At 75.6% G+C, this 20,723-nt stretch carries 19 protein-coding genes; 6 read left to right on the plus strand and 13 right to left on the minus strand.

Annotated elements, in window-relative coordinates; translation table 11 throughout:
* Positions 1–19 precede the first annotated feature (19 nt).
* From IEV86_RS05475 to IEV86_RS05490, 4 genes are all read right to left on the minus strand, one after another.
* Entirely contained in the window at positions 20–1,063 is a 1,044-nt protein-coding gene (locus tag IEV86_RS05475; protein ID WP_043608158.1) for an ABC transporter ATP-binding protein, read from the minus strand.
* Positions 1,060–2,592, minus strand: a complete 1,533-nt coding sequence (locus IEV86_RS05480) for an ABC transporter permease (RefSeq protein ID WP_043608156.1) — start codon at positions 2,590–2,592, stop codon at positions 1,060–1,062. Before IEV86_RS05480 ends, IEV86_RS05475 begins: the two co-directional genes overlap by 4 nt.
* A gap of 64 nt (positions 2,593–2,656) precedes the next feature.
* Positions 2,657–3,697 (minus strand): extracellular solute-binding protein, encoded by a 1,041-nt coding sequence (locus tag IEV86_RS05485; RefSeq protein ID WP_043608153.1) that lies wholly within the window; start codon positions 3,695–3,697, stop codon positions 2,657–2,659.
* Positions 3,698–3,761: 64 nt separating this feature from the next.
* The gene (locus tag IEV86_RS05490; RefSeq protein ID WP_052426385.1) at positions 3,762–6,461 is read right to left on the minus strand and encodes an AMP-binding protein; all 2,700 of its coding nucleotides are present in this window, start codon (positions 6,459–6,461) and stop codon (positions 3,762–3,764) included.
* Between the two features lie 53 nt (positions 6,462–6,514).
* Here IEV86_RS05490 and IEV86_RS05495 point away from each other — a divergent pair, with 53 nt between their 5' ends.
* From IEV86_RS05495 to IEV86_RS05510, 4 genes are all read left to right on the plus strand, one after another.
* Entirely contained in the window at positions 6,515–7,123 is a 609-nt protein-coding gene (locus IEV86_RS05495; RefSeq protein WP_052426384.1) for a 4'-phosphopantetheinyl transferase family protein, read from the plus strand.
* Positions 7,124–7,160: 37 nt separating this feature from the next.
* Positions 7,161–7,598 (plus strand): hypothetical protein, encoded by a 438-nt coding sequence (locus IEV86_RS05500; protein WP_043608152.1) that lies wholly within the window; start codon positions 7,161–7,163, stop codon positions 7,596–7,598.
* A gap of 112 nt (positions 7,599–7,710) precedes the next feature.
* On the plus strand, positions 7,711–9,765 hold the full coding sequence (locus tag IEV86_RS05505) for a bifunctional copper resistance protein CopD/cytochrome c oxidase assembly protein (RefSeq protein WP_229734508.1): 2,055 nt from the start codon (positions 7,711–7,713) through the stop codon (positions 9,763–9,765).
* 55 nt (positions 9,766–9,820) lie between these two features.
* Positions 9,821–10,045 carry a DUF6458 family protein gene (locus tag IEV86_RS05510; RefSeq protein ID WP_043608151.1) on the plus strand — a complete coding sequence of 75 codons (225 nt, stop codon included), beginning with the start codon at positions 9,821–9,823 and terminating at the stop codon, positions 10,043–10,045.
* 133 nt (positions 10,046–10,178) lie between these two features.
* Here IEV86_RS05510 and IEV86_RS05515 read toward each other — a convergent pair whose 3' ends face one another.
* The 9 genes from IEV86_RS05515 to IEV86_RS05555 form a co-directional block, all read right to left on the minus strand.
* The gene (locus tag IEV86_RS05515) at positions 10,179–11,861 is read right to left on the minus strand and encodes an ABC transporter permease (protein ID WP_052426383.1); all 1,683 of its coding nucleotides are present in this window, start codon (positions 11,859–11,861) and stop codon (positions 10,179–10,181) included.
* Complete coding sequence (locus IEV86_RS05520; protein ID WP_043608148.1) at positions 11,858–12,817, minus strand: ABC transporter ATP-binding protein; 960 nt, start codon at positions 12,815–12,817, stop codon at positions 11,858–11,860. Before IEV86_RS05520 ends, IEV86_RS05515 begins: the two co-directional genes overlap by 4 nt.
* Before the next feature lie 28 nt (positions 12,818–12,845).
* Positions 12,846–13,526 (minus strand): TetR/AcrR family transcriptional regulator, encoded by a 681-nt coding sequence (locus IEV86_RS05525; RefSeq protein WP_043608165.1) that lies wholly within the window; start codon positions 13,524–13,526, stop codon positions 12,846–12,848.
* Positions 13,527–13,960: 434 nt separating this feature from the next.
* The gene (locus tag IEV86_RS05530) at positions 13,961–14,716 is read right to left on the minus strand and encodes an anti-sigma factor (RefSeq protein ID WP_188484585.1); all 756 of its coding nucleotides are present in this window, start codon (positions 14,714–14,716) and stop codon (positions 13,961–13,963) included.
* Positions 14,697–15,323, minus strand: a complete 627-nt coding sequence (locus tag IEV86_RS05535; RefSeq protein WP_438820991.1) for an RNA polymerase sigma factor — start codon at positions 15,321–15,323, stop codon at positions 14,697–14,699. Before IEV86_RS05535 ends, IEV86_RS05530 begins: the two co-directional genes overlap by 20 nt.
* A gap of 17 nt (positions 15,324–15,340) precedes the next feature.
* Positions 15,341–16,084, minus strand: a complete 744-nt coding sequence (locus tag IEV86_RS05540; RefSeq protein WP_052426268.1) for a class F sortase — start codon at positions 16,082–16,084, stop codon at positions 15,341–15,343.
* 143 nt (positions 16,085–16,227) lie between these two features.
* Positions 16,228–17,043 carry a DUF4397 domain-containing protein gene (locus IEV86_RS05545; RefSeq protein ID WP_043607296.1) on the minus strand — a complete coding sequence of 272 codons (816 nt, stop codon included), beginning with the start codon at positions 17,041–17,043 and terminating at the stop codon, positions 16,228–16,230.
* A 250-nt stretch (positions 17,044–17,293) separates the two neighbouring features.
* Complete coding sequence (locus IEV86_RS05550) at positions 17,294–18,181, minus strand: manganese catalase (protein ID WP_043607294.1); 888 nt, start codon at positions 18,179–18,181, stop codon at positions 17,294–17,296.
* Between the two features lie 221 nt (positions 18,182–18,402).
* Positions 18,403–19,224 (minus strand): PP2C family protein-serine/threonine phosphatase, encoded by an 822-nt coding sequence (locus IEV86_RS05555; RefSeq protein WP_043607292.1) that lies wholly within the window; start codon positions 19,222–19,224, stop codon positions 18,403–18,405.
* A gap of 121 nt (positions 19,225–19,345) precedes the next feature.
* On the opposite strand from IEV86_RS05555, the gene IEV86_RS05560 reads away from it, so the two are divergent.
* Positions 19,346–20,425: a hypothetical protein gene (locus IEV86_RS05560; protein WP_229734510.1), complete on the plus strand. Its 1,080-nt coding sequence runs from the start codon at positions 19,346–19,348 to the stop codon at positions 20,423–20,425.
* Between the two features lie 37 nt (positions 20,426–20,462).
* Positions 20,463–20,678: a hypothetical protein gene (locus tag IEV86_RS05565; protein WP_043607290.1), complete on the plus strand. Its 216-nt coding sequence runs from the start codon at positions 20,463–20,465 to the stop codon at positions 20,676–20,678.
* Positions 20,679–20,723: the final 45 nt, after the last annotated feature.

Raw genomic sequence — 20,723 nt, forward strand, 5'->3', positions numbered from 1 at the left:
GCCGGCCCACCAGGGGACGTCAGCGCTGCGGGAACGCCCGGACCGGCCCCACCACGACGAGCCCGACCTTGTCCCCCGGCTCGGGCGGCTGGTGCCCCACGACGCGCGCACGGATGCCGTGCTTGGACGCGGCGTCGGGCAGGTCGAGCTCGACCACCGCGTCGTGGCCGAAGTACGCGACGCGCAGCACGACGGCGTCGAGCTGCCCGGCGCCCGCGGCGGTCAGGGTGATCTGCTCGGGGCGCAGCATCACCTCGACGTCGCCGCGGGGCACGTACCCGCGCGCCGGGAGCGCGCCGAACTCGCACAGGACGCGCCCGTCGGACGACACCCCGGGTACCAGCACCGCGTCGCCGAGGAACTCCGCGACCTCCGCGTCGACCGGCTCGCCGTACAGGACGCGCGGCGGGCCGGCCTGCCGGATGCCCCCGCCGCCGACGATCGCGACCTGGTCGGCGAAGGACAGCGCCTCGCTCTGGTCGTGCGTCACGAGGACCGCCGTCGCGCCCGTCGCCCGCAGAGCCCGGGCCGTCGCGTCGCGGGTCGCCGCCCGCAGCGCGGTGTCGAGCGACGAGAACGGCTCGTCAAGCAGCACGAGACCAGGCCGGGGCGCGAGCGCGCGGGCGAGCGCCACGCGCTGCTGCTGACCGCCCGAGAGCTGGTCGGGCCGCCGGTCGGCCAGGTCGGACGGCAGGCCCACGAGGTCGAGCAGCTCGAGCACGCGGTCACGGTGACGACGACGCGGCCACGGCAGCCCGAACGCGATGTTCCCCGCGACCGACAGGTGCGGGAACAGCCCGCCCTCCTGCCGCACGTACCCCACGCCGCGCCGCTCGGGCGGCACCCACGCGCCGTCGCCGGCGACGGTGCGGTCGCCGACGACGACCTCGCCCGACCGCGGGCGCAGGAACCCGGCCACGACCCGCAGCAGCGTCGTCTTGCCGCTGCCCGAGCCACCGAGCACGGCCGTCGTCGTCCCCTCGCGCACGACGAGGTCGACGTCGTCCAGCACGGCCTCGCGGCCGTAGCCCGCGGTCACGCCGCGCAGCCGGACCTCGGTCATCGCTCCTCCAGGACGTGACGGCGCAGCAGCAGGGTCAGCGGCACCGACAGCGCGATCATCACGGCCGCGTAGGGCGCGGCGGCCGCGTAGTCGAGCTCGCTCGTCTCGCGCCAGAACGCGAGCGCAAGCGTGTCGGTGCCGGTGGGGGCCAGCAGCAGCGTGGCCGTGAGCTCGGTGCTCACGGCGAGGGTGACGAGCACGAACCCCGTCAGCACCGAGGGTGCCATGAGCGGCAGCACGACGCGCACGAGCGTGGCGGGCCCGCGCAGGCCGAGCGACCGCGCGGACTCCGACAGCTCGGGCGGCGCGGCCGCGAGACCGGCCCGCAACGAGACCATCGCGCGCGGGAGGAAAAGGATCGCGTAGGCCAGCACCGTGAGCCAGGTCGTCTGGTAGACCGGCCGCGCCCAGTCGACGGCGATCGTCACGAGCGCCAGGCCGACGACGACGCCAGGCAGCGCGCTCGCGAGGTAGGTCGCCCGCTCGAGCAGCACCGCGAGCGTCGTCCGGTAACGGTTCACGAGCCACGCACCCGGCAGCGCGGCGACGATCGCCGCGAGCCCGCCGAGCAGCGCGAGGCCGATGGTCGCGACGGTCACCTGCACGAGCCCCGCGCTCGACGCATCCGGCTCGGCGAGCGCACGGAGGAGCCACCGCCCCACCGTGCCGACGGGCACGACGAGCGCGAGCGCGACGACGGCGACGAGCCCCGCCAGCACCGGGACGGTCCACGCGCCGAGCGCCGCCCGCGGTGCGGGACGCTGCGCGCCCGAGCCGACCCGCGCGACGCGCCGTCGTCCGCGCGCGACCACCTCGAGCGTGAGCGCGAGCAGGCACAGCGTGAGCAGGACCGACGCGAGCAGGCTTCCCGTGCTGTCGGCGAACCCGACGGCGTAGCGCTGCATGATCGCCGTGGTGAAGGTCTGGAACCGCATCATCTCGAGCACGCCGTACTCGGCGAGCAGGTGCAGCGTGACCAGCAGCGCGCCGCCCGTCAGCGCGGGCAGGAGGCGCGGCAGCACCGTCCGCACGACGGCGGCGGCCGGCGAGAGCCCGAGCGAGCGCGCGACCTCCTCGTCGGACGGGTCGAGCGCGCGCAGCAGCGCCGCGACCGGCAGGAAGACGAACGGGTAGTACGCGAGCGTCGTGACGAGCGCCGCGCCGGCGAGCCCGTCGAGCCACGGCGCGACCGTGACCCACGCGTAGGCGCTGACGAACGCGGGGACCGCGAGCGGCGCGAGCAGCAGCGTGCGCCACAGCCCGGGCCACGGCAGGGCCGTGCGCTCGACGACCCACGCGGCGAGCGTCCCGAGTACGAGCGTCGCCGGCACGGTGACCGCGACGAGCGCCCCGGTGCTGCCGAGCAGCTCGCCGACGCGCGGCCGGAGGAGGAAGTCGGCCGCCTCCGCGAGCCCGGCCGACGACGCGTCGGCCAGCACCACGAGCAGCGGCAGGACCGTGAGCGCGGTGACCGCCGTGGCGGCCGCCACGACGCCGCGGGTCCCGGCCCCGATCCCGCGCCTGGCCACCGCGACCCCGCGGGTCCCGGTCGCGACGCGGGCCCCGCTGGCGGCGGTCGCCGCCGCGCGGGTCCTAGAGGATGCCGGCATCGGTCATCAGGTCGACGACCTGGTCGGAGTCGAGCGTGAACGGGTCGACGGGCGGCGCCTCGAGCTCCTCGAGCGTCGGCAGGGCGGGGTCGGACGCGACGTCGACCCCGACGGCGTACTCCATCGACCCGCTCTCCACGAGGACCTGCTGGCCCTCGGGGCTCGTCACGTACGCCAGGAACTGCTGCGCCTCGTCGGCCATGTCCGACGACGCGAGCACGCCGCCCGCGGACAGGCTCACGAACGCCCCTGGGTCCTCGCCGCCGAAGTAGTGCAGCGCGGTGTTCGCGCTGCCCTCCTTGTCGGCCGCCTGGTCCCGGTACCAGTAGTAGTGGTACATGATCCCGACGGGCACCTCGCCCGCGTTGACGGCGTTCATCGTCGCGATGTTGTTCTGGTAGACCTCGGCGTTCTCCGCGAGGCCGTCGAGCCACGCCGACGTCGCCTCCTCGCCCTGGTCCGCGACCATGCCGGCGACGATCGCCTGGAAGTCGGCACCCCCGGGCGCGGCACCCCACCGGCCGTCCCACTCGGGGTCGGCGAGGTCCATGAGCGACGCAGGCAGCTCGTCCTCGTCGATGAGGTCGGTGTTGTAGACGAGCACGGTCGAGCGTGCCGCGACCGACGTCCACAGCCCCGACGACGGCGCCATCCCGTCGCGCACCTGCGCCGCGGTGCCCTCGGCGACGGGCGCGAGCAGGCCCGCGCGCTCCACCACGGTCATCGCGGGCGAGTTCTCGGTGAGGAACACGTCGGCGGGCGACGCGTCGCCCTCCTCGACGATCATGTGGCCCATCGAGGAGTCCTGGCCCTCGCGCACCTGCGTCTCGATGCCGGTCGCCTCGGTGAACGCCTCGGCCCACGCCTGGGTCACGTTGCGGTGCTGCGACGAGTAGATCTGCAGCGCGCCGGGCTCGGCCTCGAACTCCTCGGCGTCGTCGCCGCCGGAGGCGCCACCGCACGCGGACAGCGCGAGGGGCAGGACGACGGCGGCGGCGAGCAGGGAGCGGTGGTGACGGTGCATGCGCTTCTCTCGGTGGTGCCGGCCGGTCGGCCGGGTGCGGGTCTGGGGGACGGACGGCTGGGGTTCAGCGGGACGGGCGGCGCGAGGACAACGGGACGAGGTCCTGCAGCCGGCGGACCGGCCGGTCGGCGAGGCGCCACACGAGGCACCCGAGCGCGACCGCGGCGAGCGTGCCGCCGAGCGGTGTCGGCACGCGACCGAGCACCTGGAACTGGACGAGGTAGACGTACAGCGACGCGGCCGCGACCACGCCGAGCACGGGGACCACGCGCGCAGGCAGCCGGACCTCGGGGACGAGCGTGAGGACGGCGATCCCGCCGAGGATCGTCAGGTTGCGGACCGGGTCGTCAGGGAAGAACGTCACGCCGCCCACGACGGCGACCGCGAGCGTGAGCAGCCGACGACGACGCGTGTCCGCGTGCGCGACGGCCGCACCGACCGCGAAGAGCCAGAACGTCGTCGGCATGATGCCGCGCAGCACGCCCTCGCCGAGGTGCAGGACGACGAACCGCGGGACCAGCGCGACGGCGGCCACGACGACCGCGACCCGCCACGGGTCCCGCGCCCACGTCCGCGCGACGGCGGGCACCGACACGACGGCCGCGAGGACGACCGTGCTCGCGACGAGCGCGTCGACGAACCACAGCTCGTTGCGGAACCCGTACGTCACGTCGCCGAGCACCCAGTTGGCCAGCACGACGTTCGCCCAGCCGTACCGGTCGTGCGTGAGCATCCCGACGAGCGCGACGACCGCAGTCGGGACCGCGATCCCGACGAGCGTCCGGGCCACGCCGCGCCAGCGACCGCCCGCCGTCGGCGCCGAGAGGCCGAAGCGCGCCGCGTTGAAGCCCGCGACGGCGAGGAGCGTGTGGGCGCCGCCGAGGACGCGGAACAGGTCGGCGTGCGAGCCGCAGATGACGACGACGGCGATCGCGCGCAGGAGCACCGAGGTCTCGACCGTGCGCCAGCGACGGGCCGGGGCGTCGCCGTCGGGCCGTGCGCGCTCCGTGGCGCCGTCGGGCGCTGCGCCGTCGGGCATCGTTCCGTGGGAGGTGCCGTGGGGGGTACCGTCGGGCGCCGACCGCCGCGCGCGGCCGAGCTCGACGAGCTCGGCGAGCGGGCGGTGGTGCCAGCCGCGCGGCAGCGGGCCGACGAGGCCCTCGAGCCGCACCGACGCCTGCACGTGCGAGAGGGAGTCGCCGCCCTGCTGCACGAAGGTCCGGTCGAGGTCGACCGCGTCGACCGCGAGCACGTCGCCGACGCAGCGCGCGACCTGCACCGCGAGGGTCGGGCTCGCGCCGACGGCCTCCGCCGTGCGCACGCGCGTCTCCTCGCACGCGTCGGGCGACCCGCCGCGCACGAGCGCCGCGCACCCGAGCCGGTCGACCTTGCCGCTGTCCAGGCGAGCGAGCGGCACGACGGCCACCGCGACGGCCGCGGGGCCGACGCCGGACGCCTCACCCGCGAGCCGCCGGGCACGGCCCGCGGTCTCGACGGTCGGGACGCCGGCCTCGGGCTCGACCGCGACGGTGAGCCCCGCGTCGTCCGCGCCGACGCACGCCGTCAGGCCGTCGCGCTCGAGCGCCGCCTCGACCGTCGCGACGTCGATGCGCAGGCCCATGACCTTCACGAAGCCCGAACGGCGGCCGACGATCCGCAGCAGGCCGTCGGGGTCGAGGCGGCCCAGGTCACCCGTGCGGAGCTCGTCCAGCAACGCGCCCACCGCGAGGTCGTCCGGATGCTCGGCGTAGCCCATCATCACGCCCGGCCCGCGCACGACGACCTCGCCCGACCCCTCGGTCGCCTCGGGCACCGACGTGTCGAGGCGGACGGTCGTGCCGGCGACAGGGCGCCCGACCGAGTCCGGGTTCGCGGCGACCTGCGCCGGGTCGAGCACGCTGATCCGGGCCGTCGCCTCGGTCTGGCCGTACATGACCGCGAGGCCCCAGCCGTGCCGGTCGCCCAGCGCGGCGGTCCGCAGGACGCGGTCGGGGTGCATGCGACCACCCGCCTGCGCGACGAGCCGCAGCGACGCGTGCTCGCGCTCGAGGACGCCGGAGGACTCCATGAGCTCGACCATGTGCGGCACCACCGCGAACGTCGTCACGCCCAGACCGTCGACCGCACGCCACAGCGCGTCGTCGAGCACCGAGCCGTCGTGCAGGACGACCGAGCCGCCGACGGCGAGGTGCGAGTGCAGCACCGACAGACCGAACGTGTAGTGCAGGGGGAGGCTCGTGACGCCGCGGTCGGCCGCCGTGAGGTCCAGCGCCTCGGCGATCGCGAGCGCGTTGCTCGTGAGGTTGCGGTGCGAGAGCCGGACCAGCTTGGGCGACCCCGTGCTCCCCGACGTGCTGAGCAGCAGCGCGAGGTCGGGGTGGAGCGCGTGGCGAGGGGCGTCCGACGTGACCTCGAACGGCTCGTCCGCGTCGCCCGTGGCGGTCACGTCCGGCCGGTAGCGGTCGAGGATCCGGCGGGCGCGGACGTCGTCGGCGGTGACGAGCGCGACGTGACCCGCCTCGATCGTGGCGAGGTAGGCGGTGACGCCCTCGACGTCGGGCCGCGGCGCGAGGTGCACGAGGCGTCGGCCGTCGGCGACGTCCGGCAGCCGGGCGGCGAGCTCCTCGACGCGCTCGCGCAGCGCGCCGTGGTCGAGGACGTCCCCCGACGCGGTGACGAGCGCGGGGTCGGTCGCGACGACGCCCGGGGCCCCGAGCAGCGTGCTGCTCGGGCGCGGGCGGACCGTGCGGGTCGCGGACGTCACGATCGGCGAGGTTAGCCTTGCCTTATCTATCGGCACAAACAGCGAGGTGGGGCGTGGGCGTCGAGGTGTGGTGGTCGTCGCTCACCGCGGCCGACGGCGACGCGCTCACGCTCCTCGACGCGACCGAGCGGGCGCGCCTCGACGCGCTCGACTCCCCCGCGGACCGCGGGCGGTCGCTCGTCGGCGCGGCGCTGCTGCGCGTCGCCGTCGCGGCGCGGCTCGGGGTCGACCCGCGCGACGTCGCCGTCGACCGGACCTGCGTGGACTGCGGACGCCCGCACGGCGCGCCGCGCGTCGTCGGGCCCGAGCACGACGACGTGCGGCGCACCGTGTGGGTCTCCGTGTCGCACTCGGGGCTGCTCGTCGTCGTCGCGCTCGGCGACGCGCCCGTGGGTGTGGACGTCCAGCGCGAGGCCGACCTCCGGGCGGACGCGCCGGCCTGGGCGCGGCACGAGGCCGAGGTGAAGCTGCACGGCGCGGTGACGGCGCGCGGGGGCCTCATCGCCGACGCGCCGGACGCGACCACGACACCGCTCGCGACGCCCCTCGCGGGCTACGCCGCGGCCCTCGCGACGGCCGGCGTGCCAGGCGCCGTCGTCGTCCGGCACTGGCCCGGCCCGGACGGTGGCCCGGTTGGGGATGCCGACGACGGCACGGCGTGATCCGCTGGCGGGAGCACCGACCGACCGAGGAGCCACCATGCGCCGCCGTCTCGCCGCCCTGACCGCCGTCCCCCTGCTGCTGCTCGTGGGCTGCTCGTCCGACGACGGCTCGCCCGCCGGCGGGACCGACCGCGGCGTCGAGGACACGGACGACCTCGAGCAGACCGAGCCGCCCGCCTCTGTGGACGCGGGCTCGGAGGAGGAGCCGTTCCAGTGCACACCGCTGTCGGTCGACCCGGCGGGCGTCTACACGGTCGGCGACGCGGGGACGGTCGAGCTCCTCGCGGTCGACGGCGTGCTCGACCTGGGCGAGGTCATCCCGACCGACGGCTGGACGCACGAGGTCACCGAGGAGGACGACGACGACGTCGAGGTGACGTTCACGGGCGACGACGGAGGGGAGATCGCGCTCGTGGCCAGCCTGCAGGCCGACGACGCGGACCCGACGCTCGAGATCTGCGGCCGCGTCGAGTGACGTCGGGCGCGGGGCGCCACCCTCGTCCACCGGTCACGCCGGGCCGCGGCGTCCACCGTCCGACCCGACCCGCCGCCGCCCACGCCCAGCACGCCGCCGTACCCTGGCGGGCGTGCCCACCACCAGCGTCCGCCCCGGCCTGACCGCGCCCGCGGGCGTCGTCGTCGGCGGCGTGCTCGCGGTGGTCGCGGCGCTCGTCGGTGTCACCGTCTCGGGGGCCGCGGGCGCGACGGACCTGCTCGACCCGGGCGCCGTCGTGCGCTGGGGCTCGCCCGTCGTCACGGTGCTCGCCGAGCTGTCGGCCGCCGTGACGCTCGGCGCGCTGCTGCTCGCCGCCGCGGTCCTCCCGCGCGGGTCCGGGCGCCGCGCGTCCGACGGCAGGGCCTGGCCGAGTGCGACCGCCGTCGCCGGGACCGCTGCGGGGGCGTGGACGCTGCTCGCCGTCGCCGACCTCGTGCTGACCTACGCGCGCGTCGCGGGCACGCGGCTCGACGCCGAGGGGTTCGGCCCGCAGCTCGGCCTCTTCGCGACGTCGATCTCGCTCGGCCGGACGCTTGCGGGCGTCGTCGCGTGCGCGGCCGTGGCGACGGTCCTCGCGCTGCTGGCGACCGGGCCGCGCAGCGCCGCCCTCGCGGCCGTCCCCGCGCTCACCGGGTTCGTCCTGTGGGCGCAGACCGGTCACGCGTCCGGGGACACGAACCACGAGCTCGCCGTCGGGGCGATGGTGCTGCACCTCGTCGGCGCGGCGCTGTGGATCGGCGGCCTCGCGACGATCGCGCTCGTCGCCCACCGCCTCGGTGACGACCTCCGCGCGACGGTGAGCCGGTGGTCCCCCGTCGCGGCGTGGAGCCTCGCCGCCGTCGCCGGGTCGGGCCTGGTCAACTCGGCGCTGCGCACGGGCGGCCTCGACGACCTGTCCACGCCGTACGGCCGCCTGCTCGTCGCCAAGGTCGTGCTCACGGCCGGGCTCGCGCTGCTGGGCCTCGCGCACCGCCGCTCGGTGATTCCCCGGCTCGGGCCGACGGCGAGCGGTCGCGCCCCCGCGCTGTTCTGGCGGCTCGCGGCCGTCGAGCTCGCGCTCATGGGCGCCGTGTCCGGCGTGGCTGCTGCGCTCGGCAGCACCGAGCCGCCCGTCGAGCAGCAGCAGACCGGCGACCTCACGCCCGCGGAGATCGTGACCGGGCACCCGCTGCCCCCGTCACCGCGCCCCGACCTGTGGCTCACGTCGTTCCGCTGGGACGTCCTCCTCGCGGCAGGCTGCCTCGCCGCCGTCGTCGTCTACACGCGGTGGGCGCTGCGGCTGCGCGCGCGGGGCGACCGGTGGCCCGTGGCGCGCACGCTGAGCGCCGTCACCGGGCTCGTGCTGCTCGCGTGGGTCACGTCGGGCGGGCCCGCGGTCTACGGGCACGTGCTGTTCAGCGCGCACATGATCCAGCACATGATCATGGTGATGGTCGTCCCGATCTTCCTCGCGCTCTCCGCACCCGTCACGCTCGCTGCCCGCGCGCTGCCCGTGCGGCACGACGGGTCCCGGGGGCCGCGCGAGTGGCTGCTCGGCCTCGTCCACTCGCGCTGGGCGGGCTTCTGGGCCCACCCCGTCGTCGCGGCCGTGAACTTCGCCGGGTCGATGATCGCCTTCTACTACACGCCCGCGTTCGAGTACGCGCTGCGGTGGCAGGTCGGCCACCTGCTGATGGTCGCCCACTTCACGCTCGCCGGGTACCTGTTCGTCAACGCGCTCGTCGGGATCGACCCGGGCCCGGACCGGCCCGCGTTCCCGATCCGGCTGGTCCTGCTGTTCGGCACGATGGTGTTCCACGCGTTCTTCGGCGTCGCGCTCGTCACGCAGGAGTCGCTCCTCGTCCCCGAGTGGTTCGGCCTGCTCGGGCGGCCGTGGGGACCGTCGGCGCTCGCGGACCAGCGCGACGGCGGCGCCATCGCCTGGGGGATCAGCGAGCTGCCGATGCTCGCGCTCGCGATCGGCATCGCTCTCGCCTGGACCAAGGACGACGAGCGCACCGCGAAGCGCCTCGACCGGGCCGCGGACCGCGACGGCGACGCCGAGCTGGTCGCCTACAACGCCATGCTCGCGCGCATGGCGGGAGCCTCCCAGGACGGTTCACCCGAGCGGGCGACCGAGGTCCGCTCGCCGCGCGCACCCGGATGACCTCGGACATGATCGTGGGGACGGACGCCATCGTCCGCGACAAGGAGGCACGGTCATGGGAATCGGAAGTGGCATCTTCCTCATCGTCGTCGGCGCGATCCTCGCTTTCGCGATCGCCCCGGACACGTGGGACGTCGTCAACCTCAACATCGTCGGCTACATCTGCATCGCGGCCGGCATCCTCGCCCTGGTCATGGGCCTGATCTACAACCAGCAGCGCTCGCACACGAGCCACCGCGTCGAGCGGTACGAGAACCGGACGCCCCCGCCGGCCGTCTGATCCCGACGCCCCCACGCACCGAAGGGCCGCCCCGTGGGGCGGCCCTTCGTGCTGTGCGGGCGGAGGTCGCGACCGGCACGGTCCGCCTCTCGGGCCGACGTCGCGCGTCGCCGTCGACGGGTCCCCGTGCGGCTCAGCCGACCGGCAGGTCGCGCCGGCGGAAACCGACGAACGCGAGCGCCCAGAGCCCGGCCGCGACCACCGCGAGGACCGGCAACGACCCGGCGCCGAGGTCCTCGACCGGGACCCGCGGCACCGCGGCGAACGGGTCGACGGCGGTGACCGCCGACGGCAGGTCCAGCAACGGCCCGAAGACCCCGGCCACGAACCCGAACGCGAGCAGCGCCCAGGGCAGCGGCGCCGCGGCGCGCGGGACCCACGCGTACAGGGCCGCCGTCAGGCCGAGGTACACCGCGAGCCCGGGCAGGTAGGCGACCGCGGCCTCGACGTGCGTCCCGAGACCCGGGTCGGTGATGCCGACCAGGGCCGCCCCGAGCCAGAGGGTGAGCGCCGTCGTCACCGCGAGGACCACCGTCCCGAGCGTCGCGACGCCGAGCTGCGCGCCCAGCCAGCGGCCGCGCGACACCGGCAGCGCGAGCATCGGCTCGAGCCGTCCCGCGGACTCCTCGGCCCGCGCCCGCAGCACCGCTGCGATCCCGTAGCCCGCAGCGAGCAGCATCCCGAACAGCACCATCACCGCGAGGAAGCCGCCGACGAGCTGCTCCCGCCCGCCGAACAGCTCGAGCACCTCGGGGCTCGTCGCCGCGACCTCCGTGAACATCTCCTCGACACCCTCGAGGTACGTGCCGCTCGCCGTCCACATGAGCCCCAGGCCCACCGTCCACCACAGGAGCGCGGTGCGCTGCTGCCGCCACGCGAGCGCGAACGGCGACCGGAGGGCGGGTGCGGCCTGCGCCCGCCCCGGACGCTGGGCCACCAGGCCGGCGCCGAGGTCGCGGCGCGACGCGAGCGCGACGCCGACGGCGAGGACCACCACGACGAGCACCACGTGCAGTGCGAGCGGCCACCACCGCAGGTCGACGAACGCGCGCATCTGCTGCGCCCACCCGATCGGGGACGTCCACGACAGCCACGAGCCGTGCGTCGCCTGCATGTCGCCGAAGGCACGCGCCATGTAGACGACGCCGAGCACCGCGAGACCGAGCCCCGTGGCGCCGCGCGCGTGCTCGGTGACCTGCGCGACGACGACGCCGACCGCGGCGAACACGACGCCGACGAGCGCCGTCGAGAGCCCGACCGCCAGCGAGTCCGGCGCCTCGAGTCCCCCGCCGATCATGACGCCGGTCGTGAGCAGCCCGATCAGCGCGTCGACGAGGACGACGGCGACGAACGCCGCGGCCGCCTGCGCGTTCCGCCCGACGACGCCGGCGCGGACGAGCTCGGCGCGGCCGCTCTCCTCCTCCGCGCGGGTGTTCCGGACCACCTGCATGACGTTGAGGATCGCGAGCGCGATCGCGACCCAGCCGATGATCTCGTTCGAGAGCATCGCGCCGATCGTGTAGTCGTCCAGGCCGTACCCTGGACCGGCCATCATCGTGCTGACGGGCGTGCCCATGATCGCGGCGCGCGACTGGCGCTCGGCCGGCGTCGTGTACAGCGCCGACAGAGCGCCGACGAAGTACACGTACATGAGCGTGATCGACCCGACCCACACGGCGAGCCGGACGCGGTCGCGCCGCAGGACGAACCGCAGGAGGTGCGCCGTCCCGGTGAGGTCGACGCCGCTGCCGCGGGGCGCGCGGGCGGCGGCGTGCGGGCTCGTCGGGAGGGCGCTCGCGGCGACGGGCGCGGTCACCGCGCACCTGCCGCGGCGCGGTCCGCCGAGGCGTCCGGCGCGTCGCCGTAGTGCCGCATGAAGAGCTCCTCGAGCGACGGCGGCGCGGCGGTGAAGCTGCGCACCCCGAGCTGCCCGAGCGCGGCGAGGACACCGCCGACGTGGTCGGCGTCGACGTCGAAGCGCACCCGCGTGCCCTGGCCGTTCGGCTGCGTCACGAGGTCGTGCACGCCCGGGAGGCGCGAGATCGCGGCGGGGTCGCCCGTCACGACGGTGTCGACGTTCGAGCGCGTGAGGTGACGCAGCTCCTCGAGCGTGCCCGACTCGACGGCGCGTCCTGCCCGGATGATCGTCACGGTGTCGCAGACCTTCTCGACCTCGTGGAGGATGTGGCTGCTCAGGAGGACCGAGCGGCCCTGCGCCTTGACCTCGCGCAGGTAGTCCGTGAAGACGGCCTCCATGAGCGGGTCGAGCCCCGACGTCGGCTCGTCCAGGACGAGCAGCTCGACGTCGGACGCGAACGCCGCCACGAGGGCGACCTTCTGCCGGTTGCCCTTGGAGTAGGTGCGGGTCTTCTTGGTCGGGTCGAGCTCGAACCGCTCGAGGAGCTCGGCCCGGCGGCGCGGGTCGGCCGGTCCGCGCAGGCGCGTGAGCAGGTCGATCACCTCGCCGCCGGTGAGGTTGGGCCACAGGCTCACGTCGCCCGGCACGTACGCGAGGCGGCGGTGCAGGGGGACGGCGTCGGCCCACGGGTCGCCGCCGAGCAGGCGAACGTCGCCGGCGTCGGCGCGCAGGAGGCCGAGGAGCACGCGGATGGTCGTGGACTTCCCGGCGCCGTTGGGGCCGAGGAAGCCGGCGACCTCGCCGACGCCGACGGTCAGGTCGAGGCCGTCGAGCGCGTTCACCGCGCCGAAGGACTTGTGCAGGTCGTGGATCTCGATCGCGGGCGCCGCGGCGCCCGGGGTGGTGCTGGTCATGGTTCCCCGCTTCGGGTGGAGGTGTGGGTCAGCTCGCGTCCTCGCGGGCGCCGGGCGGGTCGGAGACGTAGAGCAGGTACTCGTCGAGCATCCGGCGGCTCGTGAGCATGCCCTCGGTGTAGAGCTCGAGGGCGGGCAGCGTGATCGCGTCGAAGTGCCGCCGCATCATGGCGGCGACGTCGGCCGGGTCGTCGGGCGGGTCGAGCGCCATCGACAGCAGGCCCGCGCCCAGCGCCGAGAGGACGAGGTAGCGCGCGCGGGCCTCCTCGTCGCGGCTCGGGACGATGACGCCCGCCGCGACGCCGTCGGCGAGGTAGGCGACCGCGTCCTCGACCATGTGGTCGACGAACGCCTTGGCGAGCGGGCCGCCGTGCTGGAGCGACCGCATGACGTAGGCGAAGACGGGGGCGTAGTGCTCCGCCGTCGCGAGGTACTCGAGGAACCGGTTGCCCGAGGCCTCGACGAGGCTCTCGCGCTTCGCGTGACGGATCTCCTGCAGCACGTGCGCGTCGCACGCCTCGCGGAGCCGCTCCTTGGTCCCGAAGTGGTGGATGACGAGCGCGGGGCTCACGCCGGCGTCGGCGGCAACGGTCCGCACGGAGGCGCCGAACCCGTCGCGGCCGAAGCGCAGGACGGCGACGTCGCGGATGCGCGCACGCGTGGTCAGGTCCTCGACGGAGGACTCGCGGGACCGCCCGGCTGAACGCATGTACAGCAACCTATACACGTGTTCAGCCGCCGGGCAAGGGTCGTCGGACCCCGCCTCGACCGGGACCTGCCCCGGGCGCCCCCGATCACCCTCACCCGGTCGCCGACGGCGCCCCCCGGCGGCGGCCGCCAGCCTGCTCGTCGCGACTTCGCGCATCCGCTGCCGACTTCGCGTTCCCTGCACGCGAGCTCGTCGCAGGAACGCGAACTCGGCGCTCCGGGCTGGGGCGGGGGGGCAGGGGGTGGAGCGGCGACGGTGCGTCCGGTCGACGACGACGACGGGGACGGCGACGGTGCGTCCGGTCGACGACGACGACGGGGACGGCGACGACGGGGCGTCGTGCCGATCCGGGCCGGACATGCAGAAGACCCGCTGCGCAGGGGGGCAAGCAGCGGGTCTTCTTGCTTGAATCTTACACGACGGAGCCGGTTCTCCTACACGTCCAGGATGCCCCGCACGATGCTGTCGCTCGAGTGGTTCGGGTCGCCGTCGAAGGGCTCGTCCGACACGTCGACGACCGGGTACTCGCCCAGGTCGAGGTCCGCCGGCAGCACGAACCGCCCCGTCCCGCCCTCGAGCACGCCGAGGCTCACGAGCTTCGTCACGTCGCGGTCGATCAGCCACACCTCCCGGAACCCGTCGGCGTCGCCGCCCTCGACCGTGAGGACCAGCTCGCGCGACCCGTCGTCGGCGACCTCGACGCGCGCCGAGCCCTCCGCCGACCACCCGGGCAGCGGGTCGAGCGCGGCCTCCGCGAGCACCGGGACCTGCACGACGTCGTCGCGCCCGGTCCACCACGCACCACCCGCACCGCCGACGACGACGCCCGCGGCGGCGGCCGCGGCGAGCCACGGCGCACGGATCCCGCGGCGCGAGCGGCCACTCGACGACGCGCCGGACGCCCCTGCCACGCCGTCCACCGGCCCGGCGACGGCGCGACCCGACCCGGTCCCGTCGGGCTCGAGGGCCGGCGAGAGGCCCAGCTCGGACCGGATGCCCTCCCAGACCGCGGGCGGCGGCGCGACGAGCGCGTCCGCGGGCGTCACCGCCCGCGCGGTCAGGACGGCGCCGGACAGCGCCTCGACCTCGCCCGCGCAGACGGCGCAGGTGGCGAGGTGCTCGCGGGCGTCGTCGTCGGCGGGTTCACCGAGGGCGACGAGGGCGAGGAGCTCAGGCTCGACGTGCTGCACCTTCCACCTCCAACCTGTCGCGGAGACGCACGAGGCTGCGTCTGATGTGGCTCTTGACGGTCCCGAGCGGCAGGGAGAGCCGCTGCGAGATCTGGTCGTGCGTGAGGTCCTCGTAGAACGCGAGGGCCATGATGGTCCGCTGCGGCTCGCCGAGCCGAGTGAGCTCGTCGGCGACCGTGAGGCGGTCGGCCACCGCGGCCGTCTCGGGCTCCGCCACCTCGGCGACGGTGGCCACCGCGGCCAGCTCGTCGCGTCGCTCGCGGGCGCGGCGCGCGTGGACGTCCGCGATCGCGTTGCGGGTGATGCCCGTGAGCCACGCCGCGAGGACCGCGCGCCCGGGGTCGTACCCGGACCGTCCCCGCCACGCGTTCACGAACACCTGCTGCGTCACGTCCTGGGCATCGGTCTCGTCCCGCAGGGACCTGAGCGCGAGCGTGTGGACGAACGACGACCAGCGCCGGTACGCCTCCGCGAGCCCGAGCTCGTCGCCCGCGGCGAACGCACGACCGACCTCCGCGTCGTCCCACGTGGCGGGGGCGCGGAGGAGCGGTACCGATGGCGTCGTCGTCAGCGCGACCCTCCTGGTGGGCGTGGGGCGGACGTCCACCGTCGCTGCCCCGGCGGTCATGGCGACGGCTCGGCCGTGACGATGACGTTGTCGGAGTAGCTGCGGACGTCTCGACGGAACGTACCACCGCAGGTCACGAGGACCAGGCGGTGCCCCCCGTCACGCACGAACACGTCCTCCCAGCCCACCTGCGGCTTGGGCGTCCGCTCGACCGAGGTGACCGTGTAGGTGCGCGTCGCACCGTCCGCGAGCGCGACCTCGACGACGTCGCCCGCCGCGAGGTCCTGGAGCCGCGCGAACGGCCCGAGCCCCTCCGAGGCGATCGAGTCGACGTGCGCGGCGACGACGGCGGTGCCCTCGGTGTCCGCGGGCGACGCGCCGAACCGGTACCAGCCGCCGACCTCGGCGAGCGGCGGGATCTCCATCTGGCCGTCCGCCTGGACCCCGACCGGCTCGACCGGGATCCGCACGTCGATGGCCGGGATGGTGAGCCCGGTCGGCTCGACGACCTGCTGCGCCTCGAGCGCCGACAGGTCGGCGCTGCGGACCGGCACGTCGGGGAGCGACCGGGCCGGCGTGGGGGTCGGGGCCGGCTCGGGCGCGACGGTCGTGGGGGCCGGCTCCGTGGGGACGGGCCCGGCCGCGTCGTCGTCGGCCGAGGCGCACGCCCCGATCGACAGGGCGACCACGAGGGCCAGCGCCGCCGCGGGCGTGAGCGTCGCCCGAGGGGGTCGGCGCCCGCCGGCGGGGGGACGGCCCGGGCGGGGCTCGGCCGGTCGAGCGTTGCGGCGCTGACCCACGGGAGCCTCCAGGAGGGGGGAAGGGGGATGCCGGGCCCGCCGACTGCTCGACGGGCCCGGCTGACTCCGCGGGAAGGGGTGGGCGGAGCCGGTGTACCAGGGGTGCGGGGCCGGGAAGGGGGACGTCCCCGCACCCCCGGGTCTCAGTCGCGCGCGCGGACCGGCTGGCGCCGGACGGCGAACGCGGTGGCGGCGAGGACGACGAGCGCACCCGTCAGCGCCCACGGGGCGAGCGACTGCTGCTGGTCCGCGAGGCCGAGCTCACCCGAGGGGACACCCGCCGGGGCCGAGTGCAGACCCTCGATGCTCTGCGTCGCGAGGGCGAGGTTGCCCGCCTCGAGGCTGCCCCACGCGTAGACGATCGTGTTGGTGCCCTCGGTCACGGGGACGTCGGCCGGGCCGACCACCGGCTCGGTGGTGCCCGCGGCCGCGACCGCGGCGGAGACCGTGCCGGCGGGGAGGTTCAGGACCTCCTCGTCGGGGTTCTCGAGGCCCGAGATGACGGGCGAGCCGCCGGCGAGGACGTCGACGGCGGGTGCCGCGGCGACGTGACGGACGGTCAGGCGGCCCTCGCCCGCGGCGGTGTTCGACGTGTCGTTCGTGAACAGGTTCGCCGTGGGGGCGCCGTCGGCGCCGAGGTGCGCGACCGCGGTGTAGCTCATGCCGGCCTCGAGGGGGAGGTCGATCGGGCCGAGGACCGGGGCGCTCGCGTCGGCCGCGTCGGGGGCGGTGAGGGCGACCGAGTAGGTGCCGGCCTCGAGGTCGAGCGGGCCGGCCAGGTCGCCGGGCTGGAAGTCGTCGAGCGTGAGCTCGCCGTTGACGTAGACGTCGACGGGCGTGTCGGGGATGCCGTGGAGCACGGACAGCGACGCGGTGTGGCCGTCGGCGAACGCGGGCGTGGCGCCCACGACGGCGAGTGCGAGACCGGCTGCGGCGCCGGCGGCGAGACGAGTGCGCATGGTTCCTCCTGGGGGTGGCCCTCGCGGGTCCGGGAACGTGCTGACACTCCCTCTACCGCCGCGGGGCCCCGTCCGGATGCACTCGGATTCAACTTTCTTTCGCGGGATCTCCGCCGGGCAGGCTCGCGACCTCCTGACCGGAAGCGCCGAGCACGCGGACGACGACGCGCACGACGGCGGGCACGGCGCCCACGACGGCGGGCACGACGACGGGGCGGCACCCGACCGGCGCCGCCCCGTCGTCGTCGGCTCACTCGCGGTGGAGCTTGTCCTGCACCTCGCCCGCGACCTTCTCGACCGCGTTCGGCAGGTCGGTCGTGCCGAAGAAGCGCGAGTCCGGGCGCGTGGGCGGCGGCATCGGCGACGTCGGTGCGGTGCCGGGCGCCTCGACGTACGTGAACTCGCCGTTGCCGTCCGGCGTGCGGCCGCTCGCCCACGAGCCGTCGCCCGCCCGGTCGCCGTCCGAGAAGTTGATGTACTGGTACGAGACCTCCGTGTGCTCCTTGCGCTGCGGGAAGCTGCTCGGCACGGGCAGCTTCTCCATGCCCTCCTCCTGGAGCTCGCGTGCGGCGGCGATCCACTGGTTCTGGTGCATCGTGTCCCGCGCGAGGAGGAACTTGAGCAGGTCGCGGACGCCGTGGTCGTCGGTCATGTGGAAGAGCCGGGCGACCTGGAGGCGGCCCTGCATCTCGGCGTTCGCGTTGGACGTGAAGTCCGCGAGGAGGTTCCCGCTCGCCGTGATGTAGGAGCCGGACCAGGGGTTGCCCATCGAGTCGACGGGGCGCGCACCCGCCCCCGCGACGATGGCGTGCTGCAGGTCGGTGCCCCCGACGACGGCGGCGACGGTCGGGTCGGACTGCACCGCGTCCTCGGTGATGCCCAGCGGCGCCTTCTCGAGCAGCTGGGCGATCATCGTCGCGAGCATCTCGACGTGGCCGAACTCCTCGGCCGCGATCCCGAAGACGAGGTCGCGGTACTTGCCGGGCAGGTGCATGTTCCAGCCCTGGAACGCGTACTGCATCGCGACGGAGATCTCGCCGTACTGACCCCCGAGCACCTCCTGCAGCTTGCGCGCGTAGACGGCGTCGGGCTGGTCGGGCACGGCCTTGTGCTGGAGCTCCTGGCGGTGGAAGAACATGGGTCCCCCTCGGGTCGCCCGGGCACGACGAGGAGACGCCCCGGGCAGGGTGTCTGCGGTGTGGTGGGGCTCCCGGCGGCGGACCGGTGCGACGCGAAGACTGCCGGGGGGTCATGCGCCCGGCCGCTCTCGACGCTAGGTCGGGCCCACGGGGGCCGCACGCCGAGCGGCCCGCCGCCGGGCGGGGACGTCGGCCGGGGACGTGGGGCGGGGAGGCCGGATCAGCGCGAGAGGTCGCCGACCGTCCCGAGCTCGTCGCGGGCCGCGGCACCGTCGACCCGGTACGGGCGGCCGCCGTCGGCGCCCGCGACGTCGCCCGCCACCACGTCGCACACGACGACCGACACGTTGTCGCGCGAGTCCGCAGCCTCCGCCGCCGCGACGAGGCGGTCCGCGGCGTCCTCGACGTCGGTCGCGTCCGCGAGCATGGCCGCGACGTCGTCGTCGGTGAGGTAGTCCGTCACGCCGTCGCTCACGAGCAGCCAGCGGTCACCCGCGGCGGCGGGCTCGTCGAGGATCGTCACGTCCTCGGGGTCGCGGCGTCGCCCCGCGAGCGACCGCACGATGATGTTGCGCTGCGGGTGGTGCTGAGCGGTGGCCTCGTCGAGCTGGCCCGCCTCGATCATGAGCTGCACGAGGGAGTCGTCGCGCGTGACGCGCTCGAGCCGGCCGTCGCGCAGGCGGTAGGCGCGCGAGTCCCCGATGTGGACGACGCGCACGTCGTCGTCACCGCAGAAGATGCCCGTGAACGTCGTGCCCATGCCCGCGAGGTCGGCGTCCCGCGCGGACCGCAGCGCGAGGTCGGCGTTGGCCTGCGCGAGCAGCTCGCGGAGCTCGTCGCGCGACATGCGGCGGGCGTCCCGCGGGGCGAGCGCGGACATGAGGCGGTGCGCGACCGTCCACGAGGCGACGTCGCCGCCGACGTGCCCGCCGACGCCGTCCGCGACGAAGGCGTACTCGGTCGAGCAGCCCACGGAGTCCTGGTTCGAGGCGCGGTACGGACCGGTGACCGACCGCAGCGCGGTGACCAGCGACGTCGTCATGCGGCTCCCTCACGTCCGGCGGCGTGCCGGGGCGTCGAGCGTACCCGCGCGCCCCGTGTCGGGGGTGCGCGGCAGACTCGGACCAGCACCGCCGGGAACCGGCCGGACGACAGGGGGACGCATGGGCACGAGCGACGCGCCGCACCGCGGCATGGACATCGACGGCGCACGACGCGCCAAGGCCGAGCTCGCGGGCTTCCTGCGGGAGACCGTCGCGGCACGGCCGTCGGCGCAGGCGGCCGCGGCCGGTCCGCTCCTCGCGCTGGGCCTCGCACCCCGGCCCGACGGCGGGTACGGCGTCGCGGTGCGGTACCGGCTCGGCGTCCCGACCGCCCGCATGCTCGCGCGCCGCGCGGCCGCCCACGCGGGGGACGTCGTGGACGTGCGCCGCACCGGACGGATCAGGGCCGTCCCGCCGACGACGCCGCACGCCGGGCCCGCCCGCGAGGGGCACGGCACGCACCGCGCGGACGGCGACGCGCCTCGTCCACGGCCCCCCGTGGTGACGGCCCAGGCGGTCGGCGAGACGGGGCGCGTGCGCCCGCTGCGGCCCGGGGTGTCGATCGCGCACGTGGACGTCACCGCCGGCACGCTCGGCGCGTTCGTGCGCATCGACGGCGTGCTGCACGCGCTGTCGAACTACCACGTGCTCGCCGGCTCCCCCGGCGCGCGCGAGGGCGACGTCGTCCTCCAGCCCGGCCCCGCCGACGGGGGCAGCGCGCCCGAGGACCAGGTCGGGACCCTCGCGGCGTTCGTCCCGCTCGACGCGGGCACCCCCGCGCGGGTCGACGCGGCGGTCGCGCTGCTGACCGACGACGACGTCGTGCTCGAGTACCCGGCCGGTCGCGTCACGGCGACGAGCACGGTGCTCGGCGCGGAGACGGTCGAGAAGATCGGCCGCACCACGGGCACGACACGCGGGCGCATCACCGCGATCGAGCTCGACGACGTCGTCGTGGGCTACGGGCCGGGGACCGGCGACGTGTCGTTCGACGGCCAGGTCGAGGTCGAGGGCCTCGGGGACGGCCCGTTCTCGCGCGGCGGCGACAGCGGGTCCCTCGTGTACCTGCCCGAGACGTGCGCCGCCGTCGGGCTCCTCTTTGCCGGGAGCGAGACGGGCGGCGAGAATGGGGCGGGGCTGACGTACGTCAACCCGATCGACGCTGTGCTGGAGGCGCTGGACGCCGCGCTCGAGGGCTGAGGCCCGCGGCCCGTCCGGTGCCGGGACGGGGTGCGCGATGGCCGACCTGGAGCAGGCACGTGCCGTGAAGTCCCGCCTCCGTGCGGACCTCAGGTACCACCACGGCGTCCGCGGCATCGGGGTGACCCGCCTCCGCCAGGGCTACGCGGTGTGCGTCAACCTCGACTCCCCCGCCGACGACGACCTCCCGCGCACGATCGACGGCGTGCCCGTCGAGGTGCGGGTCGTGGGGCGGATCACCGCGCAGGGCTGAGTCCCGCGCCCGGCGAACGACCGCCGTGCGAACGGAGGCCAGCCC

This window comes from Cellulomonas carbonis (assembly GCF_014636275.1).
Taxonomy (GTDB): Bacteria; Actinomycetota; Actinomycetes; order Actinomycetales; family Cellulomonadaceae; genus Actinotalea; species Actinotalea carbonis.

Coding starts and splice junctions, on each gene's coding strand:
- IEV86_RS05475 (WP_043608158.1), bottom strand. CDS start 1,063: ATGACCGAGGTCCGGCTGCGCGGCGTGACCGCGGGCTACGGCCGCGAG.
- IEV86_RS05485 (WP_043608153.1), bottom strand. CDS start 3,697: ATGCACCGTCACCACCGCTCCCTGCTCGCCGCCGCCGTCGTCCTGCCC.
- IEV86_RS05500 (WP_043608152.1), top strand. CDS start 7,161: ATGCGCCGCCGTCTCGCCGCCCTGACCGCCGTCCCCCTGCTGCTGCTC.
- IEV86_RS05510 (WP_043608151.1), top strand. CDS start 9,821: ATGGGAATCGGAAGTGGCATCTTCCTCATCGTCGTCGGCGCGATCCTC.
- IEV86_RS05520 (WP_043608148.1), bottom strand. CDS start 12,817: ATGACCAGCACCACCCCGGGCGCCGCGGCGCCCGCGATCGAGATCCAC.
- IEV86_RS05525 (WP_043608165.1), bottom strand. CDS start 13,526: ATGCGTTCAGCCGGGCGGTCCCGCGAGTCCTCCGTCGAGGACCTGACC.
- IEV86_RS05545 (WP_043607296.1), bottom strand. CDS start 17,043: ATGCGCACTCGTCTCGCCGCCGGCGCCGCAGCCGGTCTCGCACTCGCC.
- IEV86_RS05550 (WP_043607294.1), bottom strand. CDS start 18,181: ATGTTCTTCCACCGCCAGGAGCTCCAGCACAAGGCCGTGCCCGACCAG.
- IEV86_RS05555 (WP_043607292.1), bottom strand. CDS start 19,224: ATGACGACGTCGCTGGTCACCGCGCTGCGGTCGGTCACCGGTCCGTAC.
- IEV86_RS05560 (WP_229734510.1), top strand. CDS start 19,346: ATGGGCACGAGCGACGCGCCGCACCGCGGCATGGACATCGACGGCGCA.
- IEV86_RS05565 (WP_043607290.1), top strand. CDS start 20,463: ATGGCCGACCTGGAGCAGGCACGTGCCGTGAAGTCCCGCCTCCGTGCG.